At 42.5% G+C, this 17,128-nt stretch carries 14 protein-coding genes; 11 read left to right on the plus strand and 3 right to left on the minus strand.

Translation table 11 applies throughout. The features are described 5' to 3' along the window. Positions 1-40 precede the first annotated feature (40 nt). On the minus strand, positions 41-568 hold the full coding sequence (locus EZ437_RS04015) for an SRPBCC family protein (RefSeq protein WP_131593478.1): 528 nt from the start codon (positions 566-568) through the stop codon (positions 41-43). Between the two features lie 73 nt (positions 569-641). Next, positions 642-3,131 carry an alpha-L-rhamnosidase C-terminal domain-containing protein gene (locus EZ437_RS04020; protein ID WP_165500336.1) on the minus strand — a complete coding sequence of 830 codons (2,490 nt, stop codon included), beginning with the start codon at positions 3,129-3,131 and terminating at the stop codon, positions 642-644. 315 nt (positions 3,132-3,446) lie between these two features. Here EZ437_RS04020 and EZ437_RS04025 point away from each other — a divergent pair, with 315 nt between their 5' ends. Further along, positions 3,447-4,415 (plus strand): helix-turn-helix domain-containing protein, encoded by a 969-nt coding sequence (locus EZ437_RS04025; protein WP_205942636.1) that lies wholly within the window; start codon positions 3,447-3,449, stop codon positions 4,413-4,415. On the opposite strand, the gene EZ437_RS04030 is transcribed toward EZ437_RS04025, so the two are convergent. Continuing rightward, positions 4,376-5,218 carry a sugar phosphate isomerase/epimerase gene (locus EZ437_RS04030; protein WP_131593483.1) on the minus strand — a complete coding sequence of 281 codons (843 nt, stop codon included), beginning with the start codon at positions 5,216-5,218 and terminating at the stop codon, positions 4,376-4,378. The genes EZ437_RS04025 and EZ437_RS04030 overlap by 40 nt on opposite strands. A gap of 491 nt (positions 5,219-5,709) precedes the next feature. Between EZ437_RS04030 and EZ437_RS04035 the strand changes: the two genes are divergently transcribed. The 10 genes from EZ437_RS04035 to EZ437_RS04080 all read left to right on the plus strand — a co-directional run bounded on the left by EZ437_RS04035 (position 5,710) and on the right by EZ437_RS04080 (position 17,089). Then, complete coding sequence (locus EZ437_RS04035) at positions 5,710-8,901, plus strand: SusC/RagA family TonB-linked outer membrane protein (RefSeq protein WP_131593485.1); 3,192 nt, start codon at positions 5,710-5,712, stop codon at positions 8,899-8,901. Positions 8,902-8,927: 26 nt separating this feature from the next. Then, entirely contained in the window at positions 8,928-10,394 is a 1,467-nt protein-coding gene (locus tag EZ437_RS04040; RefSeq protein WP_131593487.1) for a RagB/SusD family nutrient uptake outer membrane protein, read from the plus strand. Between the two features lie 417 nt (positions 10,395-10,811). Then, positions 10,812-11,630, plus strand: a complete 819-nt coding sequence (locus EZ437_RS04045) for a phytanoyl-CoA dioxygenase family protein (RefSeq protein ID WP_131593489.1) — start codon at positions 10,812-10,814, stop codon at positions 11,628-11,630. A gap of 319 nt (positions 11,631-11,949) precedes the next feature. Continuing rightward, positions 11,950-13,206: an aminotransferase class I/II-fold pyridoxal phosphate-dependent enzyme gene (locus EZ437_RS04050; RefSeq protein ID WP_131593491.1), complete on the plus strand. Its 1,257-nt coding sequence runs from the start codon at positions 11,950-11,952 to the stop codon at positions 13,204-13,206. 37 nt (positions 13,207-13,243) lie between these two features. Further along, positions 13,244-13,897: a TetR/AcrR family transcriptional regulator gene (locus tag EZ437_RS04055; protein ID WP_131593493.1), complete on the plus strand. Its 654-nt coding sequence runs from the start codon at positions 13,244-13,246 to the stop codon at positions 13,895-13,897. A gap of 102 nt (positions 13,898-13,999) precedes the next feature. Further along, positions 14,000-14,578 (plus strand): GNAT family N-acetyltransferase, encoded by a 579-nt coding sequence (locus EZ437_RS04060; protein ID WP_131593495.1) that lies wholly within the window; start codon positions 14,000-14,002, stop codon positions 14,576-14,578. A 21-nt stretch (positions 14,579-14,599) separates the two neighbouring features. Continuing rightward, positions 14,600-15,553, plus strand: coding sequence for a helix-turn-helix transcriptional regulator (locus tag EZ437_RS04065; protein ID WP_131593497.1), 954 nt, complete (start codon positions 14,600-14,602; stop codon positions 15,551-15,553). Between the two features lie 69 nt (positions 15,554-15,622). Then, a complete protein-coding gene (locus tag EZ437_RS04070; RefSeq protein WP_131593499.1) occupies positions 15,623-16,183 on the plus strand; it encodes a Crp/Fnr family transcriptional regulator in 561 nt (186 codons plus the stop codon). Positions 16,184-16,303: 120 nt separating this feature from the next. After that, the gene (locus EZ437_RS04075; RefSeq protein ID WP_131593501.1) at positions 16,304-16,732 is read left to right on the plus strand and encodes a MauE/DoxX family redox-associated membrane protein; all 429 of its coding nucleotides are present in this window, start codon (positions 16,304-16,306) and stop codon (positions 16,730-16,732) included. Positions 16,733-16,810: 78 nt separating this feature from the next. Continuing rightward, positions 16,811-17,089, plus strand: coding sequence for a hypothetical protein (locus EZ437_RS04080; protein ID WP_131593503.1), 279 nt, complete (start codon positions 16,811-16,813; stop codon positions 17,087-17,089). Positions 17,090-17,128 lie beyond the last annotated feature (39 nt).

Raw genomic sequence — 17,128 nt, forward strand, 5'->3', positions numbered from 1 at the left:
AGACCGTGGGATTTATTTATTTTAAACTCTTATTCCACAACTATTTTTCAGCAACTACCTTCAATGCTTTCAGCCAGATTTCCAGGGAGCTTTCGAGGCCTTTTTGAAATTTACCCGGAAGCAGGCTGACCAGCCAACCTTCCATACTCTCTTCAACCTTCACTTCAATACTTCCATTGGGTAAGCGTATGAAAGTCCAATTATGAACAGCAAAAGATCCAAATGCGGGGCCCGACCATCCTATCATATCAAATGGTTTAGCGGTATGGAGTGTGGAACGGATATTCAAGCCACCGGTTTTCCAGGTGAATGAATTTCCAGCGATAAATCGTCCTGTTAAGTTAGGATTTTCAATCTCGCTTTGCCAAGTATCCCAGTGATTTACATTGGCCATAATTGTCCATATTTTTTCGAGATCTGCATTAATTATTATAGATTTCCTCGTTAGTACTGGGGCATCCTTATTAATAATACCAGAAGTTGGGTATTCGATAGTGTATTCCATTATTATGATGACTGCCGCAATACAAACAACAGGAAGGGAAATAAAATAGATTATTCTTTTCATTCGCTAGCGTGTATTAACATTAATGTATTTGGTGGGGCTTGAAGGTCTTTATTTAAGTAATTGTCGAAATGCGTCATTTGGTTTTTTTATTATAAGCAGTTTTCGATTTGGGATCAAAAAAAACCCCGCTTAATGTAGCATTGTCTCCACGGACCATGTTGATACGGAATTTTGCAGATTTATGATAGGAATATGTTAAGTAGGCGCCTCCAACGCAATCTTTAACTATTTTAACAGGCGCGATTAATTTAGACGTTGCTGCATCAAACATTTCTACTGCGATTTCCCTGCCTTTCTTGTCCCAATCCAGAAAATATAGAGATACGCTGTAGTCGCGTTCAGTTTTTAAGCTAATGGTTGATGTAAAGGTGTAACCAATCTGATCCGCATCTACTGCATATAAACAAGCTGCGACGCGGGATAAACTATTTGTGGAATCCGGCGAGGGCGCTCTAGTATCAGGGGTGCTTTCTGCCCAAATCGTATTGAGAGGAAGACCATTTCCTTTGATCTTATAGTAGCTTATAGAAGATACGTACGAAGGTAGAGATTGCTTATCTTCCCCATTGCCATTATAATTGCATAGGACGTAACCGTCTTTCCCGTAGACACCACCCCAGTTTCCTCTGGTTGTCGAATCTTGGCCGACAAAGCTGGCTGCAAACTTCTCTTCCAGTTCGAGATATCTCGGTGTGCTACCAATGTATGTAACGACGATCTTGTATTCTCCCGCTTGTGCCGTTTTAAGGTAAATAAATGAAGAATCTTCGCTTGACCCAGATATACTTCCAGTCGAATGAAACTTCCCATCCCATATTACCTTGCCATTTACCTTAATAGTGCTTATTTTTTTCTCCACCTTGGGAATACCAATTCTGCCAGTGCTGCCCTGAGGTACTGATACTGAGCATATACCGGTAGATACATTGAAGCTAGCACTTATTTCTCCTTTTGGAGTCGGCATTGTTCCAGAAACACTTGTCAACGTGCGACCGAGATTAGGAATTATATCAAAAGTAGCAAAACCAGGAGATGTTGGTTTTATACCAAGTATTTCCTCACTCAACCATTTGGTTACACCAGCGCCCCAAGGATGACACAGACTGGTAAAGCCACACTGATTACTAGGCACAGGCCCGTTTTTACTAACTACAGCATTCCAAGAGGGTCGATAATCTTCGAAAAAAGTAGTGCCTCCATAGCTGAGTTGGCCACCCCACAAGTCTCGAATGGAACTAAGGGCATCATCATACTTATTCATAAGTGCAAAAGCCTGAATAACAAAATACTGATTGAAGGGTGAATAAGAAATGCGGTTTACCTTGTCTGTAAAGTTTTTTTCATAAATCGCCGTCTTTTCACCAGCAGTTAATAAGCCTGTCGTCACTGCATCAGCGCCCGCATGCAGACCAAAATCCTTATACCACGCATTGTTTTCTTTAATTATGGAGATTTTTTCGGATGCATACTTGCGGTATTTTTCTTCAAGATCCTTCCGACCTGCGGCACCCATTGCTTCAGAGAACTCTTTCCAAACACGGATAGACAGCATTTTATATGCATTTTGAGGTTCGGGGAGATTTGGATGCTCAAAACCGGAGCCAAGCCGCTCATCCCAACCAAAAAACTCCAGATTAGGATTGCTTCCGTAAACTTTGTAGGCATCATCCAGTTTGTCACACGCATTGGCTAGGTAACCCATTAATGTGGCGGTGTCACCGGTATATTTATAATAATCGATTAGACTAAGTACCCAGTAGAGGGCGTAGCTCCTGATTCCATTGCTCTGAGTTGAAGTATAAGCCAGATTCTTTTTGACGAAATCAAAATTACCAAATGCTACCATAGACGCTGCCTGAGCTGGGTGCGCATCTCCCGTCCAGGAAAATCTATCGCCGCGATTCATCAGTATCGCACCTAGATAATCTTTAAGCAAATTTAGCTTCACCGTATATGCACCAGTATACCATATTCGTGTAAGTGTTGTGTCACTGCATGAGAAACTCCCCTTATAATTGACCGGTCTAGTCTGACAGACTAGACGGACGGCCGTAATGTGCCAGCGTTTAGAAAATGACCGTACGTGGATCCAGCCAAACCGGACACCTTCATAAAGCTCTGGATTCAATACAAGTCTATACGTATTGCCGATTTTTTTGGGAGTCATCGTCTTTGTAGGATAATTCGACGCATAATCAGGTGTCTGATTGTATTCACTTATACTCATTTCAATGTCCCCAATTAGGTCAGGGCTGTCAAATTCCAACCAGGCTGCATTTGTCTGACCGAAGTCAAATCGGATTTCTCCGTCGCCATTTACCACTATGTGATTGTTTCTTTTGAAATCAGCAGTGTTGAAGCTGCCAGACTTTGAGACTGTCCATGCAACTGGCTTTAGTTGATAAATTTCCAAACCATCAGTTGCTTTTGGATTCGCCCAGACATAATCAATTATTGGGTCAGGTGACATGGAATTTACTATTCCTGTTTTCCTGGCTGTTATAGGCGGATACTCCTGTGCATGCACGTAAGAAAAAGCAGTGCTGCCGAAAAAGCAAATCATAACTAACGTCTGGGCAGCAGTATTTAAACTATCCCCAGTAAAGAGTCGCGATACAGGTTTTGAAATTTTATAGGCCATATAGAAAGATTCGACGGTTTATTACAATTGGTCGGAAACAAAATTAACAGATGAGTCGAAAATATAATTGTAGTATAACTGTTTTTATTTGTATTTTTTGACATTATCAATTGGCGATATTTGCCCTGATTGAATAATTTAAATGCTTCAAATTCGCTTTGATAGCATATTTTTTATGACTGAAGGCTCATCTGAATTATTTTCCTTTCTCTAAGTAAGAACCGGTCTCCAAAAAAAATGAATAGCAATTATTACATTGGTGCAGAATTATTGCGAATACTTGTTTTCTCTAACCAAATAATTAACAATATGCTGCAGAACTATTTTAAGTATCTTAATGTAACCTCCTTTGAAGAGAAGTGGGGGATTTATGTCACTTCGGTCGGATATTCTAAAGTTGCTCCAAATGAGCTATACCCAAACCAGCAACATCCTGATAGTCACCATTTAACCTGGAACAGGGGGAGGATATTGAATGACTATTATATTGTTTTTATTTCTAAGGGCAAAGGTATTTACGGTTCTGCCCTGACTAAACCGTCTGAGGTTGTTGCTGGTAATTGTTTTCTGCTCTTCCCTGAAGTGTGGCATAGGTATAAACCGGATGTGAAATTTGGATGGGAAGAGCATTGGGTTGGTTTCAATGGCAGTTACATTAGAGACCTTATGAACCAAAGTATCTTTGATGCTAAAAATCCAATCATAGATTTAGGCTTTAATACCGATATGCTGGTACTTTACAACAGACTTATTGATGAGGTACAAGTTTCATCTGTTGGGTATCCTCAGCAAATTGCAGGAACTACTATGCAGCTACTGGGCTTACTCAGCAATCAGCTTAGGAATAATCAACGGGCACATGATCCGGTTGGAAAACTTATCTCAAAGGCTAAATTCCTGATACAAGAGTCCTTCGAGAATTCGATGGATATGGAGCAACTGGCCAAGGATCTTCCGATGGGCTATTCCTCTTTCAGAAAAGCGTTCAAAAAAATTACCGGACAATCTCCCAATCAATATCATCTGAATTTACGGTTAGAGCGGGCAAAGAACTTGTTGACGATGACAGCCTTAAACATTAATGAGGTATCTGACCACACCGGCTTTGAGTCTGTTTCTTATTTTTCCAAGCTATTTAAAAAAAAGCATGGTGTCCCGCCGCGCAGTTATCGAATATTGAAATTGGGAGAAGGGTCTGAAATGTAGCGATTTCGTAACAAGTCCTTAATAAAGCAGTTGACTTCGAACTGAACAGCGACAGGTTCAACTGTGTATGGAAAGACCGGCATGTAAGGAAACGGACCAAACTCGGTAGTGAATGATAGAGTCTCTGTACCTATTGTCTTGTTTACAGCATAAATTTTATCCCACCATGTTAGAAACTTATCTACCGCATATTGCCATTCAGGAGCCCTCGGGTCAGGTACCTGTGGGCCTTGTTCGAAACCTATCCTCGCATGCACATGCCTGGTTCTTCTTATTGCTTCATCTAAGACCTCTTTAAAATTTTCTAACATACTTTCGGTGACGCAAGTCCAATGAGAAAAGTCTGCAGTAATTAAAAAATTGCTGTTTTTTTCAAAAAGCTCAGCAATCATTTGTGGACAGTAACCCATTCTTCCACGATGCGTTTCATGTAGTACAGTAATCCCGGATTTTGCACTAAAATCTTCGGCAACATAGATCAGGTCTAAGAATTGCGTGGTAGTAAAGTAATCTCTCCCGGTATGAGAATTAATTAAATTTGGTATTATTTTCTCGCATTCACAAAGCTGTTTCGCAAACGAGCGCAGAAATTTTTTAAATGTCGATCCATCCGCTTGGTGCTGGTGAGCTACTAGGAAGAAATCCCGATTATTTCTGTAGTCGATCAGTGCCAAATAGTCGTTCTTCTTAGTTGGTATCCAGGTATCTAATCCATCATAACCTTTTGAGTCTATAAGATTCATAAATGAGTATAGATCTTGATCTTCGTTACCCCATACAGGACTTAACACTTGTACTTTCATAAGCTAAAAAAAAGCAAAACTACAGAACCTATCCAGTTTTTTAGTGGTATTTTTTAGTGTAAGCTTCGCTGAATTTTCCCAAGGGCCAAGAGTCCCAAGACGAATATCAATGTTTTTCCAGTTTCAAGGCATTGTCAGCCAAGATTTTCAAACCTTTGATCTGATATTTGGCAGGAAAAGATTATCAGAAAGTACAAAAAAAAGTATCATAATAGAAAATATTTCTGTGATAGACCGCATAGCTTTGATAATGCACAATCTTACCCTAAGGAGCAACCAAATATTGACCAGTATCTAAAAAAAATTATTAAGCAATTTATTGTATCCCTGTTATATACAACTAACGGAATTTTAAAAAAAGAAGGCTTATGGTATAAAAACAAACTAACAAAAAGACGGCTGATGCTCCAACATCAGCCGCAGATGTCATCGCCTTTACGGCTTTGACTAGTTCAAACCGAATATTAACCAGTATAAAACCAAATAAATGTATGAAAAAAGGATTATGTTTTTCTATAGCGACAGCTATAATAAGAATTTCACTCACCTTGAGCATTGTTTTTTCCACAGTAGTGTATGCATATTCTTCCGCAATGTCAGGAAGGGAAAAAAAAGTGACCACAAATGTTAGGATTGACAGCGAGAAAGAGGCTGATCTTATGGAAGCAAATTTAAAACTAAAGGCGATTACCGTCAACGGAAGGGTAACCGACTCTAAGGGAACGGCGATTCCGGGGGTTAGTGTCCAGGTGAAAGGTACCACGACAGGGGCTGTCACAGATGCAAATGGTAACTATAGGATTGATGTGCCAGATAATAACGCTGTTCTGATTTTTAACTATATAGGATTTTTAAAACAGGAATTGCCTATTGGTGGGCGTCAGACAATTAATGTTGTCTTAATTGAAGATACCACCCGTTTAGACGAAGTGGTTGTAGTTGCCTATGGAAAAACTACGCAAAGATCATCCACAGGTGCTCTGCAGACTGTTAATCAAAAGGATCTTCAGGACATTCCAACAAGTCAGTTTACGCAAAAGCTGCAAGGAAAATTAGCAGGTGTTGAACTCAGCGAAACTTCAGGCAAGCCGGGGCAGGCTATGCAAGTGAGGGTGAGGGGGTCAGCATCTATTTCCACAGGTGCCGTACCCCTGTACGTTGTTGACGGTGCGCCTATTGTGGGAGATATCAGCAACATCAACCCGAATGAGATCGAGACGGTAACAGTTTTAAAAGATGCAGCATCTACGGCACTTTACGGATCCAGAGCGGCCTTTGGGGTAGTTTTGATCACTACCAAGAGTGCAAAGGAAGGACAGACCAACATCAGTGTTAATGCGTATTCCGGTTTTCAGAAAGTTCCTGAAAGAGGACGTCCGGATATGATGAATGGTACGGAGTGGGCTCAGTTTAAGAAGGAATATTATGAAGATCTCGGGCAGGCTGTACCTGTACCTTTCCAAGATCCTTCGCAGTACGGGGAAGGTTATGACTGGTACGATGCCATGCTTAGAACCGGAGCGATGAGCGATATCAGTGTATCGATTAATACCAGTAAAGATAAGTTCAGCAATTCCTTTACAGGTGGGTTTTTTGAACAGACAGGAGTTGTCCTCAATTCTGACTATAAGAGGATTTCTGTTCGAAATAACGCCGTTTACAAGGTTACTGACAATTTTAGAGTAGGGTTAAATATCGCTCCAACTTATAATTTTGGTAACAATGCTTTGACTGATGGTTTTTTCGGCGGCGGCGGCGGAATATTGGCTAATGCGCTTAATACACCTCCAGTCTTGAATTATAGGAATGCAGATGGCTCACTGCCCGTGACAGTAACTACTCCGGGAATTACAGCATTCAATACGCCAAACTGGGTAAGATCCATTCAGGATATCAAATTTTATGGTAAAACTAGCCGTTTGTTATCCAATGCATTCGTTGAATATGATGTCTTACCCGGACTTATTTTAAAATCTAGCATCAATGTGGATATGGGGCAAACCAGAACTGACTTTTTTCAGCCTTCAACGGCGTCGCTAGGGTTTGCATCAACGCCCAGCACCATCAACTCCCGTATAGGTCAGAATACATTTAATTATGCTTCGTGGTTGTCTGAAAATACTGCCAGTTATAACAAGCAAATCAAGAAACACGGGTTTGACATGCTCGGTGGATATACCGTTCAAAAATACAGAAGTGATCTCACTAATATAAGTGGCTCCAATTTTCCTGACGACAGGGTCAGAACGATCAATGCAGCGCTTGTCAAGGATAACCCTACCATGGATATCCAGGAATGGAGTCTTATATCTTATCTAGCCCGCTTGAACTATAATTATGACCAGAAGTATCTATTAAGCGCAAGTATCAGGCGTGATGGTTCCTCGCGTTTTGGGACAAATAATAAGTGGGGTAATTTTCCTGCTGTTTCAGCAGCCTGGATAGTGAGCGAAGAAGCATTTTTAAAGGATATCAAAGCGTTGACTTTCTTAAAGGTTCGCGGTAGTTATGGCGAAGTTGGCAACAACAATTTCGGTAATTATACGCAATATGCAACAGTAGCAGGATCAGTAAATTCTCCGTTTGGTTCTACCACACAGAGTGGGGTTGCAGTAACGAATCTTGGAAATGAAGAATTGGGTTGGGAAAATACCCGTCAGATTGATATTGGTTTAGATGCGGGATTCCTGAATGACAGGATAATGTTCAGCTACGATTACTATACCAAAAAAACCTCTAATCTGCTCTTCAATGTTCCTGTACCAAGGGAATCAGGATTCGCTACTTTTCCGGCAAATTTGGGTGAAATAGAATTCTGGGGACACGAATTTTCCCTCAATACACGAAATTTAGCGGGCAAATTCAAGTGGAACACTGGATTTAATATTGCTTTCAGTGACAATAAAGTACTTAAACTCTCAGGGCTGACAGACGCAATATATACAGGTGGTGCGATCGCGGGAACGATCACAAAAGTGGGTGGCCGCATTGGACAGTTCTATGGCTTGGTACAGGAAGGGGTATATGTCGACCAAGCGGATTTTGATAATTCACCAAAGAGCGTGAATTCACAAGTTGGGACAATTAAATTTAAAGATCTAAATGGTGACGGAGTAATTAAACTTGGGGATACAGATGGGGATAAGACCATAATAGGCAATCCATTTCCGAAGTTCACGTATGGCATAACCAATAACTTTGCTTACCAGGGCTTTGACCTGACCATAGTAGCCACCGGAGCTCACGGACACGATATCGCGGCAATAAGCGAAGCTGGGACCACCAACCTTGATGGCGTGTTCAACGTTTTAAAAGAGGTTAAAGGCCGCTGGAGGTCTCCGAGCAACCCGGGGGAGGGCAAATATGGTAAAACCACGGCTTCCACAGAAAATGATCGTGGGGTGTTCCACAGCAGGTTCGTCAACAAAGCAAGTTACCTGACCATTAAAAATATCACATTGGGCTATACATTGCCGGTTACAGGCTGGAACGCTGTGAAGAGCGTACGCCTGTTCAGCAGTGTGCAGCAGGCATTTGTTTTCAGCGGTTACAAAGGTGGAAATCCGGAAATTGGGACCGATAGCGATGGCAATCAGCCCAACGCATTGTTACAGGGCATAGATTATACGGCATATCCAATTCCAAGAACGGTAACTTTTGGACTTAATGTCAATTTCAAATAAACATTTATCACTTACAAATGACAATTATGAAAATTAAAATATTTGCTGTAGCAGCACTGGTCATTACAATCAGTGGTTGTAAAAAGAGTTTTTTGGAAATACCTGCTCAGACAGCTTTAAGCACACCGCTTTATTTCAAGACGCAGGATGATTTTCAGCAGGCAATAAATGGCGCCTATGCCCCCCTGAGAGGCGCATATAATGGTACTAATGGTGCATGGGCTATGGGAGAATTGCGGTCTGACAACACTACTTATAAGTATAATCCTAATGACAGAGGAACGATCGCTCCGGAGTACGTGGCTGACTTTCTGGATGACAACACCAACGGGGTGGTTGCCAATAAATATTTCAGCGACTACCAAATCATTGCACGGACCAATCAGATATTATCGCTTATTGATGGCGTGGATTTCAATGCCGAAATTAAGAATAACATCAAGGGACAAGCCTTTTTTTTAAGGGCGTTTGCCTACTTTGACCTGGTGCAGTATTTCGGCAGTGTTCCTTTACACCTAAAGCCGGCTACAACGCTAAATGAAACTGCATTGCCTTTAAGCAGCGTAGAGGAGCTTTACAAACAAATTATTGCTGATGCAGAACAGGCAGCTAGCTTACTTCCTGATAAAGCTACTCAACAGGCCGGCAGGGTAACAACAGGCTCAGCCAAGACCTTATTGGGAAATGTCTTCATCGTTTTAAAACGCTGGGCAGAAGCTGAGGCGACCCTGAAAAGCATAACAGGTTACTCTTTAATGGGGAATTATGCTGATATCTATGCATTAGCTAATAAAAATAATAGCGAATCGATTTTTGAAATTCAATATAAACAAGGTACTGAAGGGCTTCAAAGCAGTTTCTTCTACACGTTTTTGGTGCAACCTATCACACGTGCGGAGATAACAGTGGTAACCGGTATACCCGAGAACGATCGGACGATTGAGGGCTATAACATACCAACGCCTGATATCATTACTGCGTACGAGCCGGATGATGAACGAAAAAATGCATCAATAGGAACGATTACAGCTGGTGGTGTTGACTATCCTTTCATCAAGAAGTATTTACACACCCATGCACTTTCGGGAAACACTGATGATAATTGGCCCGTGTACAGGTATGCTGAGGTATTACTTTTTCTTGCAGAAGCATTAAATGAGCAGGGAAAAACTTCAGAGGCGGCTTCTTATCTCAACCAGGTGAGGCTCAGGGCTGATCTTTTACCGACAACTGCAGCCAGCCAGACAGATATGCAGGGCGCAATCATTCGGGAGCGAAGGGTGGAGCTGGCCTTCGAAAATAAACGATGGCTGGACCTGGTTCACTTTGGGATAGCGGATCCGGTTATGAAAGCCTATGGAACTAAAATTAAGGCTAATCCACAGGCTTATTATTTTCCATCAGGTATTACGCCATCTCCTTCGTCATACAGTAACATCCGGATTCTTTTCCCTATACCTGCCTCGGAGGTGGCGCTTAACCCTAATTTTTAGTGGTAATTCCACGCATGGTTCGAGGTTCTTGGTTAGCCACCGATTCACATCTTGCATCAAGGCATCACAATCAATCGGATGATGTCTGAGGCTTATCGGAAATGGGTTGGCCGAGTTTTAAGAAAATCGTGATGGTTTAACAAATTGCCATTTTATAATATTTTGGAAGGTGGTTACAAAAGATATTGGTTAGTAGTGTGAGCGTTCCCGGGCTAGTCTGGGGCGCTTCCTTTTCACCTAAGAACCGCCATCTAAATGGTATATTTCTCACTATTGATGATAAATAAAGCGGGTCGGAACAGACCACATAAATCAAAAAGTACAATTAATTTCAAGTTTTTTAAATAAGAATAATGCAATCCGATCTATAAGTTTGCAGTAAGTAACCGTCACATAACCACATTAATTAGATTTAAAATGAACACTACTATAACATCTACACAGGTTGAGTTTTATCAGGAGAACGGATATATAGTCATAGAAGATTTTTTAAATGCTTCAGAGCTTGAAGTATGGAGGTCAGCCGTTACAGAGGCTATTGCAGAAAGAAAGGGGCAGAAAATTCCCGGCAGAGAAGGCAAGATCGGTGAGGATGACGGAATTAATAAAGACACTGAATACCAAAGTAAAGTATTTGATCAGATGATTAATCTATGGCAAACCAGCGATAAGATAAGACAGCTGATGTTTGACCCCAAAATCGGCGAGATGGCCGCCAAACTTGCCCAGGTAGATGGCATCAGGATTTGGCATGACCAGGCTCTATTCAAAAAGCCTTGGGCCAATCCCACTTCATGGCATTTAGATACCCCATTCTGGTCATTTTCAGATCGCAGGGCATTGTCTATTTGGATAGCACTTGATGACGCTACGCTGGAAAATGGTTGTCTGTTTTTTATTCCTGGGTCTCATAAAGGGACAGCTTTCGAAAACCCCGGTATTGGTAGAAATATGGATTCGATATTTGAGTTTTATCCTCAGTTCAAATCCTCTGCTACTGTGGCTGCTCCGATGAAGGCTGGTAGCTGTTCTTTTCATAACGGGCTTGCCATTCATGGTGCTCATGCCAATATGACCCCCGGATCAAGACGTGCAATGACATGCGCCTACATGCCTGATGGCAATACTTTCAATGGAATTGCAAATGTGCTGCCAGATGATGAGCTTGCAAAGCTGCAGGTAGGGGATCTGCTTCAAAACGATAAGCTGAACCCATTAATCTTCAGTAAACCGTAATAGACGCAAGGAGCTTTTGCAGCTCTATAGTGGTTTCATTCATGGTAGATTTCTTTTCCACTGATGAGTCTTTAACTGGACCCTGCGACATGTTATGGAAGAACTTAATCGGTGATTTAGTAATTGAGACAACCTAAAAGCTAGACTCCCTTTGCGAGCTATTAACAATGGGGAATTAACCGGCTTAATGTCTATTCAGACTGGAAAAGACAATTCTAGGATTTGGGTTCCTCCGTTCCAATTTAGGTAAAATAGTTTGTCTAACTCACCACTTGAAATAAACTACTGCTTTAGTTTTGTATTCCTAACTCTTTATGAAATGAATGTAGATTTCGAAAACGCCAGCTTTAAAGACTTTGAGAATCCCGAGGGGATGGACATTTACCAGCGTTCGGATTTGTTTAATGAATACCTGGATTTTCTCCAGGATCGTGGTCATTTGAACTATCGGCTGGAGAGTCTGACTGGATGCGGGCCGGTCGTAGAAATGGATATTCCGGGTTACGGAGGCAGACGGCCTTATGTGAGCCTGGTATCCAATGACTATTTGGGTTTCTCTCAGCATCCTCTGGTAAAAAAGGCGGCTGTTTATGGGATCAACAATTTCGGTACGGGTGCGGGCGCTTCGCCGGCAATCGGAGGGCATTATAGTTTTCACCAGGAATTGGAAAATGCGATCGCAAGCTTTTTTAAGCGGGATTCGGCGATTATTTATACCACAGGTTATACGGCCAATAGCGCTTCACTGCTGAGCATGCTGCAGGTGCAGGACCTGGCAATTCTGGATATAGGTGTACATACCAGTGTGAGGGAAGGCTGTTCAGCCACTAATACCAAAATATTCCTGCATAACAATCTGAATATGCTGGAGCGGATCCTTCGGGAAAATAAAGATAAATACCGAACTAAAATGGTGGTAATTGACGGTGTGTATTCCCAGGATGGTGATTTGGCACCGCTGGATCAAATCCTGCAATTGACCAAACATTATGGGGCTTATCTGATGCTTGATGATGCGCATGGTACCGGAGTCATTGGGGAAACAGGAAGGGGTGTCATTGAAACCCATGATTTGTTTGAGCAGGTAGATATTATCTCAGGAACATTTAGTAAGACCTTTGCCCATGTTGGCGGGTATGTGATCGCTTCGGCTGAGCTGGTCCGGTTTTTAAAGTTCCAAAGTAGACAGCATTTATTTTCAGCAACCAGCACTCCTGCCTGTATGGCTATTACTAAAGCAATTCAGCTGATTGATCAGGAGCCGGAGTGGATGGACCTGCTTTGGGAGAACATCAATTATTTTACTACTGGTTTAAGATCGCTTGGGCTGGATATTGGCACGACCGCTTCGGCAATCATCCCCGTAAAAATCGGAAATTCAGCGGTAACCGGGGAGGTCAGTAAAATGCTGCTGAAAGCAGGGGTGTATGCCAATCCGATTATTTATCCGGCGGTACCTAAAAAGCATTCCAGAATACGAATGAGCTTGATGGCCACCCATACCCGTCCTCAGCTTGATGCGGTATTGAATGCATTTGAGCATATTTCAAATAAACTTGGCTTAACCAAAACCTAAACGGTTTCGCCTTTCATTTACCTAACACCCTATTGTTATGGATAAGAAAAGAGGGCCTTACCGGCCGCGTGATAAAGAAGTTACGATGCAGCTCTTGATTGAGGCTGTAGGACTGATCCTGGCCGAGGACGGCTATCGAGGTTTGGGCGTGAACAAAGTCGCTCTCAGGGCAGGCGTGGATAAAAAGAATATCTACAATTATTTTGAAAGTTATAATAACCTGCTGAAGACCTATATCAAAAGCAAAGATTTCTGGACGCACATATTTGAAAAGTTCCATCTTTCGGATGCACCTAAGGGGGAAGAAATGCCGGATTATTTAGGTGCTATTTTTAAAGAGCAGTTTAAATACTTCTCATCTGAAAAGGAAATGCAGCAGTTTATATTCTGGCAGATTTCTCAGTCGAATGTTTTGCTTAAAGAAATTTCGGATGAAAGGGAGGTTAAGGGTGCGGTTATTGCTAGTTTGGCGGATCCCCATTTCAAGAATTCTGGTGTGCGGCTTGCAGCGGTGCTTGCCTTGGTTTTAGGAGGGGTTTACTATGTAGTCTGGCATGCGGAATATAATAAGAGCGTAGTATGCGGACTGGATGTGAACCAGGAGAAAGACCGTGAAGATTTCCTGCGAACCATCGGCCAGGTGATCTCCTGGGCATGGGAAGCTGCGGGGAAAGAGAAAAGGACCGAATGAGCAGATACTGTCACATCAGGACAGTGTTGATATCGGAATAAGTACAGAGATATAGCTCTTCGGACTGTTATACAATTTATAACTTGCATAAATCATCCCTATATGAGAAACGCAACTTTAAACGATAAATCTGCTGTAGTTCGGATTTTATCGCAATCATTTCAGGACAACAAAAGCGTCAATTACATTGTCCGTCAGGACGAGCGGATTGTGGACCGCATCAGGGGGCTAATGGAATATTCTTTCCACTGCTGTTTGGATTTTGGGAGGGTCTTTATTGCTGAGGATGGTAACGCCTGTGCGCTGGTTCTGTTCCCTGACCGAAAGCGAACTTCACTTAGCAGTATCCTGCGTGATCTGAAACTGGTATTTAAAGTCATCGGGCTGGGTGCATTGCTAAAGGTAATCAGACGGGAATCCTTGATTAAAAGGCGATATACCGCATCGAGAGAGGTATATTATCTCTGGTTCATAGGAGTATTACCGGAGTGGCAGGGCAGGGGTTCGGGTACCCAATTGATCGAGGAGGTTCTGCTAGAGGCGAGCCGCATGAACCGTCCTGTTTACCTGGAAACGTCTACAGAGCGGAATCTGTCATGGTATGGGGGGCTTGGCTTTGAGTTATATGATCAGCTGGATCTGGGTTATCAACTGTATTTTTTTCGCAAGCGCATGCATTAACTGGTCGTCTAATTTCTGCTTATGCTAGTTTTCGGATCCCAGCTGCACCTGCTGACCTTTATTATTGTTTTACTGGAGCTTATGACGCTACCCTTTGTCTGGTGGTATTACTATAGCTGGCCAGGTGATAAAAGCAGGCTCTGGTATTTTATCTTGCTGGCGCTGCTTGTTTTTTACAATTTGACCGGGGGGATGTTTCCCGATCCAAAGTTGCGGTTTATTTCTGTTACGATGCAGAACATAATTGCTTATGGCTCCGGCTTTGGGATGGCGGCGTATTTTCCGTATTATTTTTATAAGTCTTTCGGTTTGGAGAGGCTGCGGAAACATTTACATTGCTGGGTTCCTCTATGTTTGCTGCTTCCCTTTGTCCTGTTTTTTTGCGTACTGTATCCGCTTACAAAGAACCTTGATCTGGCGATCAACCTCGGGATGTTATTGCCGCTTGTATATTCGCCAATCCTGTTACGGGCGATCTTGCTATCCATTCGGGAGCGGTTCCGATCCAACGAGCTATCGCTTTATCCTTACGGGAAGGCGGAGATGTGGGCTGTATACCTGGCGGTATCTCCCTGGGTATTGATGTGTGTTTTCTCATACCTGCGGGTGAGCCAATGGGTAGAGGTGCTAGCTACCAATATCGGGTTTATTATCATAACAGTGCTCTTTATGTTACGCTCAGGGCGCATGGAAAGGCTGGATAAACAACGCATGCTGGAGCTGGAGTCCTCTGGAGACAATCAGCATGCTGATTGTCTCAAACTGTGTGCTAAATATAATCTGAGTAAGCGGGAGGTAGAGGTTGCCCGTTTACATTGCCAGGGACTGACATATGAGCAGATCGGAGAAAAACTTTTTATCAGTAAAAGGACGGTGGACACTTATGTGCAGCGGATTTACTTTAAAACCGGGGTCAACACGAAGATTACCTTGCAAAAGAAACTGGGCTTTGGGCTAATTAATAGCTCACCCTGATGGTTGGATTTAAAATAACTTGCAGTGGGCCCTATTTCGGATGAATCTTTTTTGATCTTGATTGACTTCATGGAAGGCTATGTTAAGCTGGGTGTGAAATTTAAACTGGCTTTGAGATCTGTGCTGCATGAAACGAGTTATAAAAAGGGCGCCAGGATTTTAAGCTCGGGTTCCGTTCAGCACAATATTTGGTTTTTACTGGATGGACTGGCCAGAGAGATCAGGGTGCATCCGGATACTTTTGAAGAAAATACGGTTTGGTTTTGGTTTTCCGGATCGTTTCTATTTTCCACTCCCGGACTTTTTAACAGGGTCCCATCGGAGAGTACGATTGAGTTGTTGGAAGATTGCAGGGTGGTGCTGATCAGTTACCAGGATTGGGCGCGGCTGAAAGAAGTTTTTGGGGAAAATGAGCTGGTTACTGAAAAGATCCGCGGGGGCTACGATAGTGTGCGTCAGCAGTTGGGAGATGACATTAGAAACCTAAGTACCGATCAGCGGTATTTGAAGCATGAGCCTGTGCTCGATAATTTGTTTGGCCGCACGCAATTACGCTATGTTGCCGAGTATATGGGTATGTCGCCGGACAGGCTGGGCAGACTGCGCCGTAAGTATAACAATGGGGCTTAGCCGGATCTGGATCCGGTTTCTGCCGGGTGTGTCTCCGTTTTTTACCGGATGAAGTAGTGGTTTATTCCGGACGATTTGATTTTTTTGTTTTCGAGATTAGGGTAATCAAATATAACGGTTATGAATCCTAGATTTTTACAAATCATGCCTCAAGTGACTGCGTGGATATTCATAGTGCTTTTTGTCTATACTGCATCTGATAAACTGGTAAATGTAAAAGACTTTTCCGAGTTCCTGAACAGGTTGGAATTTATTGGACCATATGGATCTGTGCTTGCCTGGATGATCCCGGTTGTGGAGATCGGAATTTCTTTAATGCTGCTGCTGCCTTCATTTCGAGCTGCAGGGTTAATTGTTAGCATAGGGTTGATGCTATTATTTACTTTTTATTTGGTTTATATGCGAATTGCTTACACTCATTTGCCATGTCATTGCGGTGGGGTTATCAGTAAGTTAACCTGGCTGCAGCATATCTGGTTTAATGTTGGGCTGATTGTGTTATTGCTTTTTTCAGTGAGGTGGTTTTCTTGGACTAAGCCTGCTGGCTAGAATATTTACGCGCGTAATGCAGGTTGAAGCTGTATCCTGTGGAAAATACGGCACATTATTTTTATTAATTTCAATAACATGAAAAACCTATTGTTTGGCTTAACAGCTGTAGGAATGGCGCTTGGGCTTAGCGCTTTTACAAATGCGCCCAAAGAGTTGAATCGCTTCGATAAAACTTACTATCAATTGTCTAATGGCACTTATGTAAGTACTCCGCCAACCGGTGTTTGCCAGAGCCAGAACAGCGATCCATGCATAGTAAACTATATCGGATCCACACCATCTGCTGAGGGATGGAGCTTTGCTGATCGTCCTGCGGGTACAATTGAGACAAGTGGCTTGGGTTACAGGCAGTAGTCAAATAAAAGGGAGTGCTGAACTCCCTTTTATTTTGTC

The organism is Pedobacter psychroterrae, assembly GCF_004331695.1.
In the GTDB taxonomy this organism is placed as follows: Bacteria; Bacteroidota; Bacteroidia; order Sphingobacteriales; family Sphingobacteriaceae; genus Pedobacter; species Pedobacter psychroterrae.

Bases quoted from the DNA above. Each gene is read 5' to 3' on its own strand.
- EZ437_RS04015 (WP_131593478.1), bottom strand. From the start codon at position 568: ATGAAAAGAATAATCTATTTTATTTCCCTTCCTGTTGTTTGTATTGCG.
- EZ437_RS04020 (WP_165500336.1), bottom strand. From the start codon at position 3,131: ATGATTTGCTTTTTCGGCAGCACTGCTTTTTCTTACGTGCATGCACAG.
- EZ437_RS04025 (WP_205942636.1), top strand. From the start codon at position 3,447: ATGAATAGCAATTATTACATTGGTGCAGAATTATTGCGAATACTTGTT.
- EZ437_RS04030 (WP_131593483.1), bottom strand. From the start codon at position 5,218: ATGAAAGTACAAGTGTTAAGTCCTGTATGGGGTAACGAAGATCAAGAT.
- EZ437_RS04035 (WP_131593485.1), top strand. From the start codon at position 5,710: ATGAAAAAAGGATTATGTTTTTCTATAGCGACAGCTATAATAAGAATT.
- EZ437_RS04040 (WP_131593487.1), top strand. From the start codon at position 8,928: ATGAAAATTAAAATATTTGCTGTAGCAGCACTGGTCATTACAATCAGT.
- EZ437_RS04045 (WP_131593489.1), top strand. From the start codon at position 10,812: ATGAACACTACTATAACATCTACACAGGTTGAGTTTTATCAGGAGAAC.
- EZ437_RS04050 (WP_131593491.1), top strand. From the start codon at position 11,950: ATGAATGTAGATTTCGAAAACGCCAGCTTTAAAGACTTTGAGAATCCC.
- EZ437_RS04055 (WP_131593493.1), top strand. From the start codon at position 13,244: ATGGATAAGAAAAGAGGGCCTTACCGGCCGCGTGATAAAGAAGTTACG.
- EZ437_RS04060 (WP_131593495.1), top strand. From the start codon at position 14,000: ATGAGAAACGCAACTTTAAACGATAAATCTGCTGTAGTTCGGATTTTA.
- EZ437_RS04065 (WP_131593497.1), top strand. From the start codon at position 14,600: ATGCTAGTTTTCGGATCCCAGCTGCACCTGCTGACCTTTATTATTGTT.
- EZ437_RS04070 (WP_131593499.1), top strand. From the start codon at position 15,623: ATGGAAGGCTATGTTAAGCTGGGTGTGAAATTTAAACTGGCTTTGAGA.
- EZ437_RS04075 (WP_131593501.1), top strand. From the start codon at position 16,304: ATGAATCCTAGATTTTTACAAATCATGCCTCAAGTGACTGCGTGGATA.
- EZ437_RS04080 (WP_131593503.1), top strand. From the start codon at position 16,811: ATGAAAAACCTATTGTTTGGCTTAACAGCTGTAGGAATGGCGCTTGGG.